Origin of the sequence: Sphingomonas sp. PP-CE-3A-406 (assembly GCF_003688625.1) — a bacterium.
Classification (GTDB): Bacteria; Pseudomonadota; Alphaproteobacteria; order Sphingomonadales; family Sphingomonadaceae; genus Sphingomonas.
Genome location: NZ_RCWY01000001.1, coordinates 892,510 through 913,382, shown reverse-complemented (window position 1 = coordinate 913,382; position 20,873 = coordinate 892,510). Strand labels below are relative to the sequence as shown.

Below are 20,873 nucleotides of genomic sequence, written 5' to 3'. Positions count from 1 at the left end.
TTACTCCTGTGTCGAATGATGACGGAAAAGTTCGGCGGGGCGGAACGAGGCACCGGTCTCGCGTTTGCCGGTCGCCACCAGCGTATTCGTGGCGAGCATCCGGCGGCGAAAGGCGGGCTTGTTGAGCGATCGCCCGAGGATCGTTTCGTGGACGTCCTGCAGCGCCCGCAGCGTGAAGCGTTCGGGCAGCAGCGCGTAGGCGACATCCGAATAATCGAGCTTGCCGCGCAGCCGCAGAATCGCGAGCCCGAGCATGTCGGCATGGTCGAACGCCAATGGCAGCGCGTCGCCATCCTGCGACCGTGCCGCGACCGGGCCACCGGTTTCGCCGGACCAGGGGACGACGATTTCGGCCAGCGTCAGGTCGGGCGCGGCCTTCAGTGCGGCGGCAAAGCGATCGGGCGGAAGCAGCGCGAAATACGCCACGCTGATCACCCGGGTGCGGGGGTCGCGATCGACCGTGCCGAACGTGTAGAGTTGCTCGACATACGCGTCCGCCATCCGCACTTTCGTTGCGAGCACGCGGTGTGCCGCGGCATCGAGGCTCTCGTCGATGCGGACGAACCCACCGGGCAGACACCACGCGCTCATGCAGGGATGTTCGGCGCGCTGCATGAGCAACGCTGCGGGCCTGCCGTTGACGACGCTGGCCAGGATCAGATCGACGGCGACCGACGGTCGCTCGTACCGATTTGGATCATATCCATCGAGGAACTCGGTCTCGTTCATGTGACCCCATATATCCTTCTGGCATATTACTAATATGCGATGTGGATATATGTCAACCGTTATTGCATCTGCAGCGCGATGGTTCGTGGGGGAGCCCATTTCCTGCAGAATCGCAGCGATCGAGATAGCCGAGCGATCATATCTGTTTCGGGTTCGGCACTTGACGAGTCGTGCGGACTTCGAGGGGTGCGCCCACAAGCTAAGATAGAGCATAGCGCTGGTCCTGTTTTGTTGGACTATTGACAGGACTGCGCAAACGAGGAAAAAGGCATGGTAACGTTACCAGACTAAAGCTGGACGATAATGGGAGGATGACGATGGCAATCGGGTCGAGGACGTTGCGCGCACGCGGACGGCAGATTGGCGCCACCAGCCTGATGGCGATGGCCGCATGCATGCTGTCTGTGCCAGCCTGGGCACAAGCGCAGGGCGGGTCTGCCGCGCCCGTCGCTCCCGAGGGCATTGTCACGACGCCGGTTCCTCAGCAAATCGCTCCTGCAACGTCGGATCCCGCCACGGCCGAACCGGGGTCTTCGCCGGACATCGTCGTCACCGGATCGCGTATCACGACCGGCGGTTTCACCGCGCCGACGCCGACGACGGTGATCGACGCCAACGCCATCGCCGCCAATGCGCAACCGAACGTCTTCACCACGATCGCCCAATTGCCGTCGTTGCAGGGATCGACGGGCACGAGCACCGGTACGTTCAGCACGTCGAGCGGCACGCAGGGGCTCAGTTCCTTCTCGTTGCGCGGCGTCGGTGCGATACGCACGCTGACGCTGATCGATGGTCAGCGCGTCGTTGGTGCCAACGTCACCGGCGTGCCCGACGTCAGCCTGTTCCCGCAGCTTCTCATCAAACGCGTCGATGTCGTCAACGGTGGAGCCTCGGCCTCCTACGGATCGGATGCGGTCGGCGGGGTCGTCAATTTCATCACAGATACCCGGTTCAAGGGCATCAAGGGCAACGTCCAGGGGGGCGTCACCACCTACGGCGACAACGAACAGGTCCTTCTCCAGCTCGCCGCTGGAACGAGCTTGCTCGATGATCGCCTGCACATCGTCGCCAGCACCGAATACGCGCATGAGAACGGCATCGGCGGCGGAGACTTCGGCACCGAACTTTCCGGCGGACGCGACTGGTTCCGGCAATCGACCTTGATCAATCGCAACGTCCTGAACGACGGATCGCCGCAATACCTGTTCCGGGATTTCGCTCAGCCCTACAACTATACCAAGTTCGGACTGATCACGGCGGGGCCACTGCAGGGAACGGCGTTCGACCAGGCCGGCAACCCGTTCCAGTTCCAATATGGCTCGAACGGCACCCCGGCGCGCGACGCGGCAGGGAACATCAATGGTTGCCTGCCCGGCTTCTGTATCGGCGGCGACCTGTCCGGCAACGTTGATGCCGGGCGCTCGCTCCAGTCGCGGCTGCAGCGGGTGAACAATTACGGTCGGATCGGCTTCGACTGGGCGCCCGACAACGAGATCTACGTCTCTGCCAACATCGGTCAGGTAAAGACCAACAACCAGCCGGTCGGCGGCCAGAACCGTCCGAACCTGACGATCCAGTGCGCCAATCCGTTCGTGCCCGCCTCGGTCCAAGCCGCCTGCACCACGGCGGGGATCACGAACTTCCAATACGGCACGAGCAACGCCGCCTTGGGCAACACGCAGGTCTATACCGATCGTCGCCAGTATCGGTTTGTCGCTGGTGCCAAGGGGCGTCAGTCCGTCGCCGGGTCCGACTGGACCTACGACATGTATTACGAGCACGGCACGAACTATTCCAATATCGACGTCAACAACGTGCTGCTGTCGAACCGCTTCAACCAGGCGATCAACGCGACGACCGTGAACGGGGCGATCGTGTGTGCCGATCCTATCGCACGCGCGAACGGGTGTCAGCCGCTCAACATATTCGGCGGCAATCCGTCGCAGGGGGCGCTCGGCTACATCATGCCCGACAAAGGCCCGTACCAGCGGACCCGCCAGACGCAGGACGTGATCAGCGTCAATTTCTCCGGTTCTCCATTCAGTCTTTGGGCGGGACCCGTCTCGTTCGCCTTCGGCAGCGAGTTCCGGCATGAATTCTATACCGTGCGGGCCGATCCTTACGGCGCGGGCACCGGCGCTACGCCGAACACGCCCGACTATCCCGCCGATCCCACGCTGCTCGCCGGGGGCAACAACTGGTATGCGGGCAATTACAAGAATGGCAGCGGTGCCTACAGCGTGAAGGAAGCGTTCGTCGAAACCGACGTGCCGATCCTCAATTCAAAGGGAACCGGACGCGCGACGATAAACGGCGCGATCCGCGCGACCGACTACAGCACGTCGGGCACCGTCTGGGCGTGGAAGCTCGGTGGAACCTGGGACCTACCGATCGATGGTCTGCGCTTGCGCGGCGTGACCTCTCGCGACGTCAGAGCGCCGAACTTGTCGGAGTTGTTCGCGGCTCCGGTGACGACCACGCTACCGGGATTTTTCGATCCGTTCCGCAACGTCAACGTGCTCGCGATCCAGAACACGATCGGCAACACCGCGCTCACGCCAGAGATCGCGCGTAACACCACCGCGGGCATCGCGTTTTCCGGATCGTCCTGGCTACCGGGTCTCAGCCTGTCGGTCGACTACTACCATATCAAGATCAAGGACGTGATCTCCAGCCTCGGCGCGGCGGATATCGTCAACCTGTGTTTCCAGAACATCCTTCCGGAAAGCTGCGGTGCATTCAATCTCAACAACCCGGCAGGGCCCAATTTCATCAACGTCCAGGCGTTCAACCTCGCATCGATCGACACCGAGGGCCTGGATATCGAGGCAAGCTATCGCTGGCGGCGTCCGCTTGGCTTGCCGGGCAGCTTCACGCTGCGCGCGCTGGCGACCAATATCCGCAAGTTCGTGACCGATACGGGACTGCCTGGAACGATCCCCAACGATACGGCGGGCGTCAACATCGGCAGCACGCCCGACTGGAAATGGCTGGCGACGCAGACCTATGCCAATGACGACTTCTCGCTGTTGCTGCAGGAGCGCTGGTTCAGCGACGGGGTGCTTGGCCATCAATATGTTCAATGTTCGCCCGGCAATTGCCCGGCGTCGACGAACAATCACCCTACGATCGATCGGAATTTCATACCGGGCGCCTTCTACATGGACGTCGGCGGCACGTATAACCTTACCAAGCAGGTGACCGGCTATTTCAAGGTCGACAACGTGTTCGACAAGGATCCGGCCAGGTCCCCGTATTTCGTCAATCCGCAGCTGTACGACGTGTATGGCCGGACGTTCCGCGTCGGCGTCCGGTTCAGCATGTGATGCAGGATCGATCGGGAATATCGATCATGCGCCGAGTTCGCGTCTGTCTCGTCGTCACGCTCGCGGCCCTGACGATCGGGGGCTCGCCGATCGGGGCGGTTCCTGGCCGGAAGCCCGCCGCCGTCCGCGGCGGCAACCCGATCATTCGGGACAAGTTCACGGCCGATCCGGCGCCGCTGGTCGTCGGTAATACGCTGTATCTCTATGTCGGGCATGACGAAGCGCAACGCGACGAGATGTTCAACATGCGCGAATGGCTGGTCTATTCGACCACCGACATGAAGACGTGGACGGATCACGGCGCGATAATGAACGTCACCGACTTCAAATGGGCCAAGAAGGACGCATGGGCGTCACAGGCGATCACCAAGAACGGCAAATACTGGTTCTACGCGGCCGTCGAACACGACAAGACGCATCCGGGCAAGGCGATCGCGGTCGCGGTATCGGACACGCCGACCGGTCCCTTCGTCGATGCCAAGGGATCGGCGCTGATCACCAATGCCATGACGCCGAAGGGGACGCATAGCTGGGAGGATATCGATCCCACCGTGCTGACGGACGACGACGGGACGACCTGGATCGCGTGGGGCAACCGGCAATGCTACATCGCCAAGCTGAAGCCTAACATGATCGAGATCGACGGTCCGATCCATGAGATCACGCCGCCGCATTTCGAAGAGGGGCCCTGGCTGCACAAACGGGGAAAGCTGTATTACCTGACCTACGCGTCGCTGGATCGTGCGACGCAGCGCGACGAGCACGTCTCCTATGCGACCGCGCCGTCGCCGGCCGGACCTTGGACCTATCGTGGACTGCTGACGGGGTCGGGCAAGTACAGTTTCACGATCCATCCGGGCATCGCGCAGTTCAGGGGTAACTGGTATCTGTTCCTGCACAACGCGTCGCTTGCGATCGGCGAACTGAACGGCGCGATCGGGCGCCGCGCGGTTACCGTGGAGCATCTTCGCTACAATCCCGACGGCACGATGGTTCCCGTGGTTCAGACCGACGCTGGTGTTTCTGGTTCGGTATCGAGATCGGCAGGCGGTGCGGGCTGACCCGCCGTACCGGGGACGCTCAAATCGTCTGGGTGATCGCGCGTGGAGGAGCGGTCGATTCTCGTTCGACGAGCACGTGGTCGAGGATGTGAGACTTGGCCGTAGCCTTCCCGGTGCCCCCGCCCTGGCGCATCGCCTGGATGAGCCGTTGCAGCGCCTCCGCGGCCAGCGCGCGGACCGGTTGGCGTATCGTCGTCAGCGGCGGCCAGAGCGTGATCGCGGCCGTGCTGTCGTCGAACCCGACGACGGTCAGGTCGCTCGGCACATCGAGGTGGCGGCGGTGCGCGACGGAGACTACCGCCGCGGCCATGTCGTCGTTGCTCGCGAATACGGCCGTGGGCGGTCGCGACCCGGCCAGCAATGTCTCGCCGGCGATCAGACCGGAGGCGTAGCTGAAATCGCCTTGGACGATCTGCGTTTCGAGTGCGCCGTCCTCCTGTATCGCAGCCTGGAATCCGGCCAGACGTTCGGTCGCGGCGGACTGGTCGAGATTGCCCAGCACGAAGCCCAGATGGCGATGCCCGAGCCCGATCAGATGGCGGGTCATGTCGTAGGCCGCCCGGTGGTTGTCAATGCCGACGCAGATCGCGCCGTGTGCAACGCCGCCGACGATCGCGAGCGGCAGGTTCGCGTCCGCGACGATCGCGCGAATGATCTCGGATTCACCGAGCGGCGGCGCCAGGATCATGCCACCGATCCGCGATGCGATGAGCCCCTCGACCGCGGCACGGGTCGGTGGCTTGCCGTTCTCGCCCTTCAACAGGATCAACTGCGCGGCGTGGATCGAGGCCTCCTCGAACACGCCGGCGAGCAGGTCGCTCATGAACGCGGCGCTAGGGTTGGAATAGATCACGCCGATCCGGACCTCGCGCGAAGTGACCAGATTGCGCGCCGTCAAATTGGGCGTGTAGTTGAGTTCGGCGATCGCATCGGTGACCAGCGCGCGGGTCTCGGCACGCACGCCTGCGTCGCCGTTGATGACCCGCGACACCGTCATCGGCGATACATTGGCCCGTTTGGCGACATCGATGACGGTCGCCCCGCGAGGCCGAGAGGGAGAGCGCTGCATGCGTATCTCTACCCAGCCGCCGACTTAGTGGTGCCAATCGTCTTGGCAGTGTGCGGGGTTTCGGCTTCGAAAATCGGCGTCATGCCCCGACGTGCATCGTCGTCAGCTTGGGGGTCAATGGATATCCGCGCCACCCGCCGGATTGTCGTCCGAATCGCCATGCGGGCGACGCACGGCAGTGCATCGGACCGCCACGAACTTTATCGTTGCGACGGGTTGCCGACACTCATAGCAAGGCTCGATCGTATGATGTTAGCGTTACCAGTAAGGGCAGGCAAATGAAGCGATTTCCTTATATCCGCTGGACGATCATCGCGGTGTTCGTCGGCGCGATGGTCATCAACTATCTGACCCGCAGCATCCTGGGTGTGGCAGCGCCGGCGATCATGACCGAGCAGCACATCTCATCCGAGCAATATTCCTGGATCACCGGCGCATTCCAGTTCGGCATCATGTTTCAGCCGGTGGCAGGCTATCTGCTCGATCTGATCGGGCTGAAGATTGGCTTCATGCTGTTCGTCTCGATCTGGTCGCTCATCACGCTGGGACATGGCTTCGCGACCGGGTGGATGGGGTTCGCCGGCCTTCGCGGTGCGTTGGGGTTGGTCGAGGGATCCGCGCAGCCAGCCGGCATGAAGCTCGTGGCGGAATGGTTTCCGGCGCGCGAACGGGGGATCGCCGGCGGCCTTTATCAGATCGGCGCCTCGTTCGGTGCGGTCTTCGCGCCACCTCTGGTGGCTTGGGCGGTGTTCAATCACAGCTGGCGGGCGGCGTTCTTCGTCGCTGGCGGACTGGGGCTGGCATGGGTCGTCCTCTGGCTCTTCTGGTATGCGCCACCCGGGCGGCACCGCGCGCTGTCGGATGGCGAACGCACGCTGATCGTCGAGGGACAGGAAGCCGAACTGGTGAAGCGTCGGCGTCGACCGCCGCTTGGTGAATTGCTCCGCCGCCGCAACCTGTGGGCGATCGCCGCTGCGCGGTTCCTGGCGGATCCGGTCTGGGGCATGCTGTCGCTGTGGATGCCGCTATACCTGGTGCAGGCGCGCCATTTCGATCTCGGGCAGATCGCGCTGTTCGCCTGGCTGCCTTTCCTCGCAGCGGACCTGGGATGCCTGTTCGGCCCGGCCGTGGTCGCCTTCCTGCAACGCCGCGGCGTCCAGTTGATCGATGCGCGGCGCAGCGCCTTCACGCTCGGCGCGGTGATGATGACCGGCATGATGTTCGTCGGCAGCGTCACGAGCCCGATCGCCGCGATCGCGCTGTTGTGTTTGGGCGGGTTTGCGCATCAGACGCTGTCGGTCACCGTCATCACCTTGTGTTCCGACCTGTTCCCACAGGATCAGGTGGCGACGGCGACCGGTATATCGGGAACCGCGGCCAATCTTGGTGTTCTGATCTTCACGCTGACGCTGGGCGCGCTCGTTGACCAGGTCGGGTATCAGCCTTTCTTCATATTGCTGGGCCTGCTCGATATCGTCGGCGCAGCGCTGCTCTGGACCATGGTGCGAAAGACCGCATGACTTCACATCGTATGACACCGGCCAACCCCATCCTGCGCGGGTTCAACCCCGATCCCTCGATCGTGCGCGTCGGCGACGATTATTATATCGCCACGTCCACGTTCGAATGGTTTCCGGGCGTACAGATCCATCACAGCCGCAACCTGACGGACTGGCAGTTAAGCGGTCGGCCACTGTCGCGGCCGGCGCAACTCGACATGCGCGGCGATCCCGATTCCTGCGGCGTCTGGGCGCCCGACATCAGCTACAAGGATGGCCGCTTCCATCTGATCTACACCGATGTGAAGCGCTACGGCCGCACTACCGTCGACGGAGCGAAGGGCGCCTCGCTCCGTGATTTTCATAATTACTGGGTCTGGAGTGATCGGATCGACGGCGACTGGTCCGATCCCGTGCATTTGAACAGCAGCGGATTCGATCCCGCGCTGTTTCATGACGACGACGGCCGTAGCTGGTTGCTCAACATGCTGTGGGATCACCGCCCCGATCGCCAGCGGTTCGCGGGTATCGTCGCGCAGGAGATGGATCTCGCAGCGGGCCGCCTGATCGGCGATCGCCGCATGATCTTCGAAGGGACCGCGCTCGGTTTTACCGAAGGCCCACATCTCTACAAGAGCGACGGCTGGTATCACCTACTGGTCGCAGAAGGCGGCACGGGGCGCGGACACGCCGTCGTGATGGCGCGCTCGCGTAATCTTTTCGGGCCTTATGCGGTACATCCCGATGGCCCCGTCCTGACCGCCCGCGACAGCCCGGACGCGCCGCTGCAACGGCTTGGCCACGGTGATCTCGTCGAAACCGCCGATGGACAGACGTGGATGGCGTATCTTTGCGGCCGGCCGCTGCCCGACAGCGACCGGTGCGTGCTGGGGCGCGAGACTGCGATCCGGCCGATGCGCTGGGACGACGATGGCTGGCTGCGCAGTGCCGAGCCGCTCGCCGATACGGTCGTCGAAACTCCCGTTCGCGCACTGGACGTTTTCGATTTGCCGGTGCTGCCGCAGTCGTTTCAATGGCTTCGCACGCCGTACCCCGACTATCTCTTCAGCCTGACCGAGCGACCCGGCCATCTGCGCCTGTTCGGTCGCGAGACGATCGGCAGTCACTTCCATCAGGCATTGGTCGCGCGCCGACCGCAGGCGTTCCGTTACGACGTCCGCACGCTGATGGACTTCGATCCGGAGCATTTCCAGCAGGCGGCGGGGCTGATCTGCTATTACAACAGCAGCAAATACCTCTTTCTGCATGTCACCGCGGGCGATGCGGGCGAGCGTCAGCTTCAGATCCTGTCCGTCCTGCCGATCGGCGAGGGACAAAGTACGTTGACGTCGCCCGTGGCGCTTCCGCCCGGACCGATCGAACTCCGTGCGAGCGTCGATCGAGAACGGCTGAACTTCGGCTTTCGGGCAATGGGCGCCGCCGATTGGCGGTGGCTGCCGGAGACATTCGATGCCAGCCTCCTGTCGGACGAGGCGACGCTGCCCGGTCTGCCGAACTTCACCGGAACTTTTGTCGGCATGGCCTGCCAGGATCTCGCCGGGACCGCACGCCCCGCCGATTTCCGGTTTTTCCAGTATGTCGAGGACGGGGCGGCCTGACGGGGATCGGCCGTGTTCAAGCTCGTCTTGCGATATTCTGGGCCTGTCCCGCTCCGCGAAACCCTTACCGTAGTGCCATCGTAGCACCTTGAAGTAACGCGCCAGAGGACGCGGTTGCTGATTGGAGCCGACCGGGCGCAGATCTCGTCTCGGACTGCCGGCTCCAGGATGACGTTTCAGCTTCGGACATCGCCGCCGCCGAAGACGACCCGGTTGCGCACGGCAGGGGCGAACAGGCCGTCGAGAAACGGCAGGTTGCCACCGCTCACCGCATCGAGCGCAGCACGGTGCTCGGGTGGCAGCGTGAGGCCGAGTGCGGCGACATTGTCGGTTACCTGCTCCGTCCGGCTCACGCCCATCAGCGTCGATGCGACGCCGGGCTGCCCGACCACCCAGGACAGCGCGACGCGCGCCGGCGTCTCGTTAATCTCCGCTGCGACGCGCTTCAGTTCGTCGAGGATCTGCCAGTTGCGCTCGGTGAACAGCGTGTCGCCGAACGGATTGTCGCCATCGAGCCGCTTGTCGTTGGCGGGCCGCGCCGCCGATGTTGGGAGACGGGCGGGGTACGTTGGATGGCCGATAGTGGGTCTTTGAAGACCCATGCCGTCAGGCAGTTTTGCCATTTGCTGCCTTTCACAGCGATGTGACCCTTGCCTAGGATCAGCCGTTCGTTCAGCGTGGTAACATGACAAACCGATCGGGCGTCCGAGCTGTTTCACATTAATATTTTGCTGTCAGCGAAAATTATGATGCTCGAGGCGACCATAGCAAACCGAACGACCTGCGGATACCATCTAACTAAGTAGATTTGGATTCGCAAATAACAATAGGGTTAATTAGATGGGAAGCGGTTATCGATCGTCTATGAGGTTCCGAATGATTGGGTTCATGTTGGCTCTCAACCTGATTCCCCTCACGAATGCGTCGGCTCAGCAAGTAGTACCTTCAGAACCGTTTGTGCATACCCCTGTTAAGTGGGGCGATAAGGCTGGTGAGGCCGAGTTTCACATTGTTGGAGATTCGGCGCTTATAACGCTCCGCGTTTCGGCTGACGAAGTCTTACTCGTTCGTCGCATTGAAAATCCCAGCGACGCTCTTGCGGTGCTCGCGGATGAACGATTGAGTTTTAGTTGGCCTGCTTTGCTCACATGGGCCGGGTCAGATCTTGTAGTGCTTCGCGACAAGGTCCTACTGCGCGCAAAAGCGGCGGCAGACATCGGATTGCCAAATGCTGACCTAAGGGGTCAAACGGAAGAAAACTCGGGCGCGCTGCAAGCCGCTAAGCTTCAATATGCACGTGTGCTTAACCAGTCCGGCCGCCGAAAAGACGCCGTAACTATGCTGACTCAGCAGATTCAATCGACGCCGACGACGTTAGATGGTCAATATGATCGAATGGTGCTAAATATAAGACTGGTAAGCATATTGTTCGAGGATGGTGATTTTGCCGAAGTTCTCAATATACTCCATCAACATATTAAAGATGACAAAACTCCCCCAGATGCACGCATAAATTACCAAGTGACGCTATCGCAATATCTGGCAAGAAGCGGAAATTATAATCTGGCTTTGGAAACCATAACAAAGTCTCTAGATGATTTTTTAAAAATCAATCCTCAAGATATCATAAGTATCAAATTGCCCGGTAGCGAAGCCCAATTTTCTTGGATTCAAGCCTGCGCCTTGCATGGAGTGGGCAGAGAAAAAGAAGCTAAAGCTATCGTGGACTCATTAAATCCGGCTCTATTCTCGGCGGAGAATGCCGCGCAAATTCGACAGGCAAGATTAAATGCGTTGCTGTGCATGAAGGATACTAAGCAACTAGGTATCGATTTTGCAACTATGATTCTTACCGAGCCTCCGGCTTCGGGCCTGTTCCAATTACTACAGCCAGATAATCGCGCTTTCTTGCCTGAGAGGGCTGTATTGCGAATGGCTGTAAAAGATCCGCTTTTCTTGAAAGCGGCGAGCGGTCATGTGCGCTTCCTTGGAGGCTCGCTTTCATCTGCCGTCAAAGAGTGGCGCAATAATCAATGAATCAGCTAATGCGGCCTCTCTTTTTGCGAAAAATTTTAAATCGCCATCCTGCTTCCCATCTCGGCCATTCCGATATCGCCCAATTGTTGATGATCGCAGCGCAGGTGGCGCTTTGGCAAATTCGACGTTACGGTTAGCCGGAAATAGAGATGGGTGCAGTATTAAGGCGGCGTTTTGGCGCTTTGCACACCAACACTATCAAGGCAGAACACCGCTACTCCTCGTTGGTGCCACAGCATTCACATGGTTCGCGTTATTTGCGCTGATCTATGCAGCAGCACTTCTGGCTGGCTAGTTGCCGGATTTCTTAGAAGTGCTGGTCGGGCTGCTTCTATTAGGTGGTCCGTTGAGGGTAGGGTGTTAAATCGTCGTATCAGGGTCGAAGCGGCCAAGGCTCCGGACGCGTTGTTTAAGAAACGGCTGCTCACAAGTCGGTAAGCCACGGCGCCCGCTTACCAGCGCATTGTCCCGCCAGCTGCCCGTCCGCTTTCTTTCCCAACTCGGCCATTCCGCTATCACATAGATTACGTCGTTGGCAGCTATTTCTTTCGCGCACTAGAGCGAACACAGCCGACGTTGCCAAATCTAACGTCGAAGCAGGAGCATTCGTAAGGGTTCTTCACCGTTCATAAGAGCGTCTCGCCCAATGGGCTGGCGGCCGATTCCGTGTTCGATGTCATGAATTGCAAAGCCGGCTTTGGTAATCTCATCGATAAATTGCCCGGCGTCGGCGTACACAGAAGGAGAAAACTCGACAACCATGGTACGAAGATGTTGGCCGTCAACCATCCGGCGCATGCCTTGCCAAATTGCCTCCTCAAAACCTTCCGCGTCGATTTTGACAAAATTTGCTTCCAGAGCACCAGGAATGCCGTCCAATCGACGTGTGCTGCATTCGATGCGCATCGAATTCGCGACGATTGCGCCGGTAAGTTGGGCTCCTCCCGGATGGTTTAATGGGATCATTAGCGTAACATCCCGACCGTCGCGCTCTGCGACAGGGAAAGTGTGCACCGTTACTCTATCCGTAACGCCGTTTAAAATGCATGTGGCCTCAATGCGCTGGGCCATTGCCGGGTTAGGTTCAATTGCAACAACTCTTCCGGTAGCACCGCATCTATCAGCCATGATCATCGAGAAATAGCCAAGATTTGCGCCTACATCTATCGCGGTCATACCTTTTTTCAAAGTGTCTATAACAATTTCGGTGACGCGAGGCTCCCAAATACCATCCGCGATAATATGCGGTGATACACTCCAATCGTTCGGATCCACAAATATCTTATACTGCCCAAGCATCCGGCAAAGTACCATCTCGTTGCCGAGAGATTGTGCAAAAGCACGATTATGAAGGTATCTTCTCCGCAAAGCTCGCTGCATCTGAGGAAAATGTCTCAAATACGAAACTTTTCGTCCGAAAATGGTCGGGCTGATTGGTCTTGGCATACCGGCTTATCAGATGACCGGCTCTGACATTCAAGCCATGCCAATAATTTTATGGCGCGAATTAAAGGTTTTGAATTTCCGAGCAACAACCGGGCGATCACGGTATGAAGCCTATCGACGCCGCACACCCGCCTATAGCGCGAGAGGCGCCAATTGCTGGCTGCCGAACAGGGCTTCACATTCGGTGGACTGTCCGGGCGGGCATCGGCTGATCTAATCCTGACCCGATCAAGCATTGAGCCGCGGATCGCAAGCGCAGGAGTCAAGTCTCCCTATCCTTAAAGCAAACGACACGGCGGAGAGGTTCTGGCGGTCTCTGGGCTACAGAGGGTTGGCGGGTCGGCCCTGACAAGTTCAAATCGCGAAAACACTATCGTATCGGTCTACCCCTGCGCTCAGACGGCAGTCCAGCAGCTTCACCTGCCCGATACAACACGATTTTCATTCCCATTTCCCGATCCTTTTCGGGAAAGGTCCGAGCGTGGAGCGAAGTACGCTAACGCCATCTGCCTTCTCAACAGCGGAAGGTGCGCGTTCCTTCGGTCCCGGAGATTGGCGATCCCGGCCGCGGCGTATAACCCCTCCGCCAGAGCCGCCTCTGCCGCGCGGAAACGCGAGGCTTCTCGACGTCCTATGTCGCGATGTACCCCCGTGACACCCCAGGCAGACTGAGAGATCTGGTCAACTAAATCAGAATTGAACCATATGGCAGTACGTCGCCTACGCCCAAATGACTACATAGCCGGTATCTCGCTCGCTCGGTATTAACAGCTAGCACTCATGGCGAGACTCATGTCGAACAGGCCGGATGCGAGTGTTGTGGAAGCAGGTCGACTCAAATTCCGTGTCGAGTGGAAGGAAGGCGTTGAGCATCTTCGGCTCCCCGCACGGAAGGCGTGGGTTGGATCGGCATTCCTGAGTATCTGGCTGCTCCTTTGGGCCTGGGGTGGCAGCAAGGCGGTAATCAGCCACTATCAGGATGCGATGACGCCAGTTTGGATTGTCGTATTGGTGCTAGTGTTGGCCGGAACAACGGTTTTACTTATAGGTCAAATCGTCGGCGTCGACATCATTCGGGTACATCAAGGCGAGTTGACGATCACAAGGCGTGCTGGCCCGTTTGCACGCACGTGGCGGTATAGCGCCCACATGATCGACAATCTGCGCATAGACATGTCTCAATGGGCCGGAGAGGACAATGACGGAGCCGAGTATGTGCCTTTCACGAAGCAACAATGGGGTACCGTTCGTTTCGACTACGGTGCCGAGACGATCCATCTGGCTCCCCATGTCGACGCACCTGAAGCACTACAAATTGCTGACTGGCTTCGGCGACGCTTGCCCGTTTCGGCATCCTGCTGACCAAAATATTGGTCAAGCTGCCACCTCGACCGAAGCGCTGTCGAACGTCCGCTTTTCTCCCATCTCGGCTATTCCGCTAACGCCCAGAAGACGACATTCGACACGGCTCGGGCACCTACCAGAACCGGTCATTTGTTCAGATGCTCGCTGACGATCGAAAATCGGCCGGGAGCAGACTGACAGGTTTTTGAGCGATATCCGCCGAGACGCCGATACCAGTTTGTCCAACGCTTGCATTTAACGTTGAACCAATGTTGGTTGGCGAAAGCGCCACGACGGGAAACGACATTGACGGACAATTCAGATCCCAAATTTGCTTTCACGTACGATCGTGTTTTGAGGCCGGCACCGGAAACCATCCTATATCACTATTGCAGTACCCCGACGCTGCTCTCGATCTTGGAGCACGGAAAGCTGCGGTTCAGCGATATCAACATGATGAACGATCCGCGCGAATGGAGATATTGCTACGAGCTGTTTGAGCGGGCAGCCAATGCAGTGCTCGAAATGGTCCCAGATCGCCCGGCGCTTGACGGACTTGATACAAGATTTTTCGATCGTATCGATGACTATCTGTCGCCCAAGCAGCTTAAAAGTCACCCGGTGATCGCGTGCTTTTCGAAGCGACCAGATGTGCTCAGTCAGTGGCGCGGCTATGCCGATGATGCCAAAGGATGGTCGATCGGATTTAGTGGGCTAGCACTCGATGCCATGCCGGTCACGCTGCTCGAGGTCGTTTACGATCCCGAGCAACAAGTCACAGAGGTTAGTAATTTCCTAGCTGCTATGTACCTGACTTGGCGGGAAAAGGGCGGCGACTTCAAAGACGCCGTGGGGCAAGACGCCGCGTTGCTTGCCAGCCTCATCCATGGCTACAAACATCCATCGTTTGAGGAAGAGCAAGAAGTACGCGCGCTCCATGAATTGCGCGTCGACATCTCAGAGGACGGCTGGGAATTAATTGACGAGAGTGGCACGGCGAATGGCGAAGAGGTTGCGGGCGAAGCAGTAGGCTTCCGCGCCGCCGGATCGGCTGTTGTTGCTTACATTGATCTTCCGTTGCAGCGCGTTGCAGGAGTGGCGATCAGCGAGCTTTGGTTCGGCCCAAGCAATGACAACGGCCCGGGAAACGCGCTCTATCCCTTGACCCGCTACGGGCATCGCGGCGTCAATTTATTTTGGTCAGCCTCAAGCTATCGCGCCTAGCCCGCAGCGCGCTCCAAACCGGACATGCCGGTTTCCTCTCCAAAGCAGACCTAATTCGTCGTAAGGTTTTTGCCGCATTTCGAGCAGCAACGACGAGGCCATGGATGGCTGATTCCGACGGAGCCAAGCCGCGTTGTGAACGGAGATGTGCCGCACTCGGGACACCGGAAAAGCCACAGGAACGCTGCGCTGTGCGCTAGCCACAACGCCATTCCCGGCAGGGCTCCAATGAGACCCAAGGTCATGAACGGCCAAAACAGCCAAAGCGGCGAAGTAACGAACACGAGCATCGTCCACCCCGTGAACAGCCATGCTTTGCGGTAGAGCGTCATCGCCTGACCGTAAGTGATAGGGGGTTGGCAACCAATGGCTGCTTTCCCTCAATTTCTACCAAAAGCAGCCGGGCTGCTTCCCACCAAAAGCGCTGCTTCGGTCTGGGCTTGGAGCAGAGACGGCGGGGCGGGCCAGACCACACAGCGGCTACTGTCTGTGGGCGGCATTGCCTTCAGCGCCGAAGCGCACAAAAAGGGGAAACTCAGGAGAATCCCAAAGCAAAACGGCCCCGCATCGCTGCGAAGCCGTTGGAAACTATGGTGGACGCACTTGGGCTCGAACCAAGGACCCGCTGATTAAGAGTCAGCTGCTCTACCAACTGAGCTATGCGTCCATTCCGGTGCGGTTTTGAGTGGCGCCCTGGTGTGGCGCCCCGCTGCTGGAGGCGCGCTGTTAGCAGACTCATCGGGACCCGCAACCCCCTTTTCGTCGATCCGAGTCCGTTTTGGTCGATCAACCCGCTTTTTCGCGAAATAAGTCGGTTTTTCGCCCTACCAGCCGACCGTCTTGCGGTTCTGGCGGTCGATCGACATCAGGATGCCGAGGCACAGCAACACGGTCATCTGCGCCGAGCTGCCGAAGCTCACCAGCGGCAACGGGATGCCGACGACGGGGGCGAGGCCCATCACCATCATCAGGTTGATCGCGACGTAGAAGAAGATCGTCGTCGACAGCCCCGCCGCGGTCAGCCGGCCGAAGCGGGTCTGCGCGCGCTGGCCGACCTCGATCCCCCAGCGGATCACCAGCAGGAAGGCGAGGATCAGCAGGCAACCGCCGACCAGGCCCCATTCCTCCGCCATCGTCGCGAAGACGAAGTCGGTATGGCCCTCGGGAAGATAGTCGAGATGGCTCTGCGTGCCTTGGAGGAAGCCCTTGCCCCAGATACCGCCCGAGCCGATCGCGATCTTCGACTGGCTGATGTGATAGCCGGTGCCGAGCGGGTCGCTTTCGGGATCGAGGAAGATCAGGATGCGGTTGCGCTGATAGTCGTGCAGCGCGAAGTTGATCGCGAGCGGGATCGCCACCGCAGCGGTGATCGCTCCGCCTGCGAACAGCCGCAGCGGGATGCCGGCGAGAAACATCACCGTCGCGCCGCCCGCGCAGATCATCAGCGCGGTGCCGAGATCGGGCTGCTTCATGACGATCGCGGCGGGGACGCCGATCAGCAACGCGGCGGGCCAGACCGCGCTGAACCGTCGCGTCTCGCCGGGCGGGAGCATGTCGTAGAATTTGGCGCAGGCGAGCACGATCGCCGGCTTCATGAACTCGGAGGGCTGGAGGCGGATGAAGCCGAGGTCGAGCCAGCGCTGCGACCCGCCGGACACCTTGCCGAGGATCTCGACCGCGACCAGCGACACGACGATCAGCGCATAGGCCGGTAGCGAGCCCGCCTTCCACGTCCGCTCGGGGACATAGGAGAGGGCGATCGCACCGCCGAGCAGGACGAAGAAGCGGATGCCCTGCGACAGCGCCCAGGGCTTGAGCGAGCCGCCCGCCGCGGAATACAGCACGACCTGGCCGAAACAGCCGATCGCGACCACCAGCAGGAGAACGCGCCACGGCAGCTTGGCGAGCGGCTCGGGGACGATACGGTTCATGGGCATGGCGTGGATGTGATCATTGCTGGCGGTCCCGCAAATCGTCCTCTGCCACGGTCGCGCCCGGCGCCGTCAGCGCTTCCTGCGTCGCGTTGGCCATGTCGGTCGCATTCTCGACCGCGGGGGCGTCGCTGGGGACGATCGCGTCGGTCTTGGTCGCGATCGCCGCTGGCGGCGCGGACTGCGCCTTGCGGTAGGTCTCCGCGGTCGCTGCCATGCGCGTGCGGATGTCGCCGCCCCAGGTCGGTTCGACCTCGGCGAGCGACTTCAGCGCACGCTCGCGGTCGAGCATGTAGGTCATGATGTCGCGGCCGATCATCGGCGTGTCGAGATTGCGCACGGTGTGACCGTTATGCTCGAGCACTACCGCTAGCGCGTAGCGCGGGTTATCGGCGGGCGCGAAACCGATGAAGAGCGCGTGGTCGCGCATCTTGAACGGCAGCTGCCCGTTCTTGAGCACGCCCGAGCGCCGCTCCGCCATGGTGATGCGGCGGACCTGCGCGGTGCCGGTCTTACCCGCGATCGCGACGCCGGGGATCAGCAGTTTCGCCGCACCGCCGGTGCCGCCCTGGTTGATCACGCCGAACATCGCATCGCGGACGCGCGCGAGATGCTCGGAATCGATCGCGAGGGCAGGGGAGTCGCGGTGGACGTGGCTGGCGAGGATGCTCGGCTGCAACGCACGGCCCGACGCCAGCCGCGCGGCCATAACCGCGAGCTGCAACGGGTTGGCCAGCACATAGCCCTGGCCGATCGACGCATTCAGCGAATCAGCGACGGTCCAGTCATGCTTGTACTTCTTCAGCTTCCACGCCGGATCGGGGACCGTGCCGTAGCGCTGCGTCGAGAAGGGCAGGTCGAACTTCTGGCCGAGCCCGAGCGTGCGCGCGATCGGCGCGATCGCGTTGTAGCCGACCCGCCGCGCCATCTCGTAGAAATAGATGTCGCAGCTCTGCATGATCGCGTTCTTGAGATCGAGCGGACCGTGGCCGCTTTTCTTGTGACAGTGGAACACGCTGGTCCCCAGCCGCATCGCCCCCGAACAGTTCACGCGCGTCGATGGATCGACGCCCGCATTCATCAGTGCAAGGCCGTTCATCGGCTTCACGGTCGAGCCCGGCGGATACAGCCCCTGCGTGACCTTGTTCATCAGCGGCACGTGATCGTCGTCGCTCAGCATCTGCCATTCGAGATGGCTGATCCCGTCCGAAAAGCTGTTCGGATCATAGGCCGGCATCGACACCATCGCGAGCATCTCGCCGGTGCGGGTGTCGAGCACGACGACCGATCCGGAATTGGTGCCGAGGCGGCGCGCGGCATATTCCTGAAGCCCCGCGTCGATCGTCAGCCGGGCGGTCTTGCCAGGCACGTCGGGCTTGGTGGCGAGCTCGGCGACCAGCTTGCCGCGCGCGGTGACTTCCACGCGCTTGGCGCCGGCGACGCCGCGGAGCTCGGCCTCGAGCATCTTCTCGAGCCCGTCCTTGCCGAGCTTGAACCCGGGCGTGACGAGCAGCGGATCGTGCGTCTTCTTGTACTGCTCGGCGTTGGGCACCCCGACATAGCCGGTCAGGTGCGCGACCGCGGCGCCCGCCGGATAACTCCGCGCGAACCCGCGCGTCGGCGCGACGCCGGGCAGTTCGGGCAGGCGTACGCTGACCGCCGCGAACCGCTCCCAGTCGAGATTCTCCGCGACCTGGACCGGCTGGAACCCGGCGGCATGTTCGAGGTCGATCGCGATCCGCTCGACTTCCTCGGGCGGCAACTGGAGGATGCGGCCGAGCAGCGGCAGCACGCGCTCCTTGTCGCGGAGGCGATCGGGGATGATGTCGACGCGGAAATCGGTGCGGTTGTTCGCGATAGGCACGCCGTGGCGATCGACGATCCAGCCGCGGCGCGGCGGCAGCAGCGTCATGTTGACGCGGTTGCTTTCCGACAACATCGTGTAGCGTTCGTTCTGCGCGATCGACAGCCACGCCATCCGCCCGGCGAGCAACAGCCCGACGCCGCCTTGCGCCGCGCCCAGCATCCACGCGCGGCGCGAGAAGCTGTACGCCTGCGACATCTCGGTGACGATCCGCGTAGTCCTCACTCGGCACCGCGCTTGTTCTGGATCGTCGCGACGATCCGCGCGGCCAGCGGAAACATGAGGATCGTGACCGCGATCTGCGCGATCAGGATCGTGTCGACATGCGCACCGACCGGCACCGCGATGAAGCGGCCGACGAGGATGCACGCCGCGATCAGCCCACCCGCGATCAGCCAGTCCTGCCAATGGTCGCGGAAGGCGAGGCGCTGCTCGATCATGTCGATCGCGACGAACGCGAGCGACCACATCAGCACCGCGCTGCCGAGCGGCTGCCCGCTGACGAGGTCGTCGAAGAAGCCGAGCGGGGCGGCGGCCCAGGGCCGGAACGCGAACCGTGCGAGCAGGCGCCAGGCGAGGAGCATGACGAAGCCGAATGGCGGCAACAGCGGGATCGTCGCGACCACCGGGATGATCGTGATCAGCGACCCGGCCATGACGGTCGCCCAAGGAATCGCGCGCGCGCGGCCCGCCGGGAGCTTGGTTGCGAACGGCTTGTAGTCGACGCTGTCGACGACGCGCGGCGGCATCATTGCGGTGCTACCGGACGGGGTGGCGGCACCGGCATGAACATCCGCTCGACCAGCGCGAAGTCGAGCGCGTCGGGATCGGCGAACGTCCGCGCCATCACCGAATCCGACCCCGCCTTCATCACCCGCGCGACCGGCACGCCGGGCGCATAGATGCCGCCGGTGCCGGTCGTCACGAACAGGTCGCCAGCGTTGAACCGTACGTTGGTCGCGTTGACCGAGCGGATGTCGATCATCCCGTCGCCGCGCCCCGCCGCGATCGCGGGCATCCCGTCGCGCGTGCGGCGGACCGGCACGATGCTGTCGCCGTCGCTGAGCAACAGGATGCGCGCCGCGTTGGGGCCGGTCTCGACGACGCGCCCGATCAGGCCGTCGGGGCCGCGCACCGGCATGCCGGGCAGCACGCCGTTCCAGCGGCCGGCGTTGAGCAGGGCAAAGCGACGTCCGCTCGATGCGCTCGAACTCACCAGCCGTGCGGTTACGACGGGATCGGGCGAACGATCGCGGATCGCCAGCAACGAGCGCAACCGGCGATTGTCATACGCGATCGTCCGCGCGCGCATCAGCAGCGCCCGCGTCCGCTCGCGATCGGCGCGGAGTGCGACGTTCTCCTGCTTCACGAAGAAGTAGTTGGCGACCGCATCGGGGATGCCCGAAACCGACGAGCCGACCGTCGCGAGCCCCGTCGAAACCGGCGTCGTCACCCCCGCGACGCCCATCCGCAGCGCGGAAAACGCGGGCGGATTGAACGTCGACGCGACGAGCAGCACCAGGCCCACCACCGCACCGGCGACGGCGAGCACATAGCCCATGAACACACCATATTGCCGACGCCGGGAAAACCCCGTGCGCCGGTCGCGGGCTGGCGCCATGCGCCTGTCCCCCTGTCTCGGGCGCCGCCGATGTGCCGGGGGACCTACCCCTGCGACTCGGACGACGCGATTTCGTGTCCGCGTGTCTTAAAGCAAAAACAGA

The 20,873-nt window shown here is 61.5% G+C and carries 15 protein-coding genes and 1 tRNA gene; 7 read left to right on the top strand and 9 right to left on the bottom strand.

The features are described 5' to 3' along the window. Complete coding sequence (locus tag C8J44_RS03985) at positions 1-729, bottom strand: NrtR DNA-binding winged helix domain-containing protein (RefSeq protein WP_121903413.1); 729 nt, start codon at positions 727-729, stop codon at positions 1-3. A 311-nt stretch (positions 730-1,040) separates the two neighbouring features. Here C8J44_RS03985 and C8J44_RS03980 point away from each other — a divergent pair, with 311 nt between their 5' ends. Together C8J44_RS03980 and C8J44_RS03975 are read left to right on the top strand one after the other, a co-directional pair. Then, on the top strand, positions 1,041-4,055 hold the full coding sequence (locus C8J44_RS03980) for a TonB-dependent siderophore receptor (RefSeq protein WP_259466696.1): 3,015 nt from the start codon (positions 1,041-1,043) through the stop codon (positions 4,053-4,055). A 26-nt stretch (positions 4,056-4,081) separates the two neighbouring features. Beyond that, entirely contained in the window at positions 4,082-5,116 is a 1,035-nt protein-coding gene (locus C8J44_RS03975) for a glycoside hydrolase family 43 protein (RefSeq protein ID WP_121903832.1), read from the top strand. Positions 5,117-5,135: 19 nt separating this feature from the next. On the opposite strand, the gene C8J44_RS03970 is transcribed toward C8J44_RS03975, so the two are convergent. Then, complete coding sequence (locus C8J44_RS03970; protein ID WP_121903412.1) at positions 5,136-6,185, bottom strand: LacI family DNA-binding transcriptional regulator; 1,050 nt, start codon at positions 6,183-6,185, stop codon at positions 5,136-5,138. A gap of 278 nt (positions 6,186-6,463) precedes the next feature. Between C8J44_RS03970 and C8J44_RS03965 the strand changes: the two genes are divergently transcribed. Next, positions 6,464-7,705 (top strand): MFS transporter, encoded by a 1,242-nt coding sequence (locus C8J44_RS03965; RefSeq protein WP_121903411.1) that lies wholly within the window; start codon positions 6,464-6,466, stop codon positions 7,703-7,705. Further along, on the top strand, positions 7,702-9,303 hold the full coding sequence (locus C8J44_RS03960; RefSeq protein WP_259466695.1) for a glycoside hydrolase family 43 protein: 1,602 nt from the start codon (positions 7,702-7,704) through the stop codon (positions 9,301-9,303). Before C8J44_RS03965 ends, C8J44_RS03960 begins: the two co-directional genes overlap by 4 nt. Before the next feature lie 176 nt (positions 9,304-9,479). Here C8J44_RS03960 and C8J44_RS03955 read toward each other — a convergent pair whose 3' ends face one another. Beyond that, complete coding sequence (locus tag C8J44_RS03955) at positions 9,480-9,926, bottom strand: aldo/keto reductase (protein ID WP_121903409.1); 447 nt, start codon at positions 9,924-9,926, stop codon at positions 9,480-9,482. A 253-nt stretch (positions 9,927-10,179) separates the two neighbouring features. Here C8J44_RS03955 and C8J44_RS18110 point away from each other — a divergent pair, with 253 nt between their 5' ends. Continuing rightward, positions 10,180-11,340: a M48 family metallopeptidase gene (locus tag C8J44_RS18110; protein WP_220683073.1), complete on the top strand. Its 1,161-nt coding sequence runs from the start codon at positions 10,180-10,182 to the stop codon at positions 11,338-11,340. A 585-nt stretch (positions 11,341-11,925) separates the two neighbouring features. Here C8J44_RS18110 and C8J44_RS03950 read toward each other — a convergent pair. Continuing rightward, the gene (locus tag C8J44_RS03950) at positions 11,926-12,615 is read right to left on the bottom strand and encodes an FkbM family methyltransferase (protein WP_183128690.1); all 690 of its coding nucleotides are present in this window, start codon (positions 12,613-12,615) and stop codon (positions 11,926-11,928) included. Between the two features lie 1,320 nt (positions 12,616-13,935). On the opposite strand from C8J44_RS03950, the gene C8J44_RS18600 reads away from it, so the two are divergent. Together C8J44_RS18600 and C8J44_RS03940 are read left to right on the top strand one after the other, a co-directional pair. Then, a complete protein-coding gene (locus tag C8J44_RS18600) occupies positions 13,936-14,148 on the top strand; it encodes a hypothetical protein (protein WP_220683072.1) in 213 nt (70 codons plus the stop codon). Positions 14,149-14,436: 288 nt separating this feature from the next. Next, the gene (locus C8J44_RS03940; protein WP_147453117.1) at positions 14,437-15,354 is read left to right on the top strand and encodes a DUF2971 domain-containing protein; all 918 of its coding nucleotides are present in this window, start codon (positions 14,437-14,439) and stop codon (positions 15,352-15,354) included. Positions 15,355-15,945: 591 nt separating this feature from the next. Here the strand turns inward: C8J44_RS03940 and C8J44_RS03935 are convergent. The 5 genes from C8J44_RS03935 to mreC all read right to left on the bottom strand — a co-directional run bounded on the left by C8J44_RS03935 (position 15,946) and on the right by mreC (position 20,770). Beyond that, positions 15,946-16,021: transfer RNA gene (locus C8J44_RS03935), tRNA-Lys, on the bottom strand. Positions 16,022-16,178: 157 nt separating this feature from the next. Continuing rightward, the gene (gene rodA, locus C8J44_RS03930; RefSeq protein WP_093397059.1) at positions 16,179-17,285 is read right to left on the bottom strand and encodes a rod shape-determining protein RodA; all 1,107 of its coding nucleotides are present in this window, start codon (positions 17,283-17,285) and stop codon (positions 16,179-16,181) included. A 19-nt stretch (positions 17,286-17,304) separates the two neighbouring features. Continuing rightward, positions 17,305-19,347 carry a penicillin-binding protein 2 gene (gene mrdA, locus C8J44_RS03925; RefSeq protein ID WP_121903831.1) on the bottom strand — a complete coding sequence of 681 codons (2,043 nt, stop codon included), beginning with the start codon at positions 19,345-19,347 and terminating at the stop codon, positions 17,305-17,307. Positions 19,348-19,370: 23 nt separating this feature from the next. Then, a complete protein-coding gene (mreD, locus tag C8J44_RS03920) occupies positions 19,371-19,901 on the bottom strand; it encodes a rod shape-determining protein MreD (RefSeq protein WP_310886151.1) in 531 nt (176 codons plus the stop codon). Next, positions 19,898-20,770 carry a rod shape-determining protein MreC gene (gene mreC / locus C8J44_RS03915; protein ID WP_121903406.1) on the bottom strand — a complete coding sequence of 291 codons (873 nt, stop codon included), beginning with the start codon at positions 20,768-20,770 and terminating at the stop codon, positions 19,898-19,900. Before mreC ends, mreD begins: the two co-directional genes overlap by 4 nt. Positions 20,771-20,873: the final 103 nt, after the last annotated feature.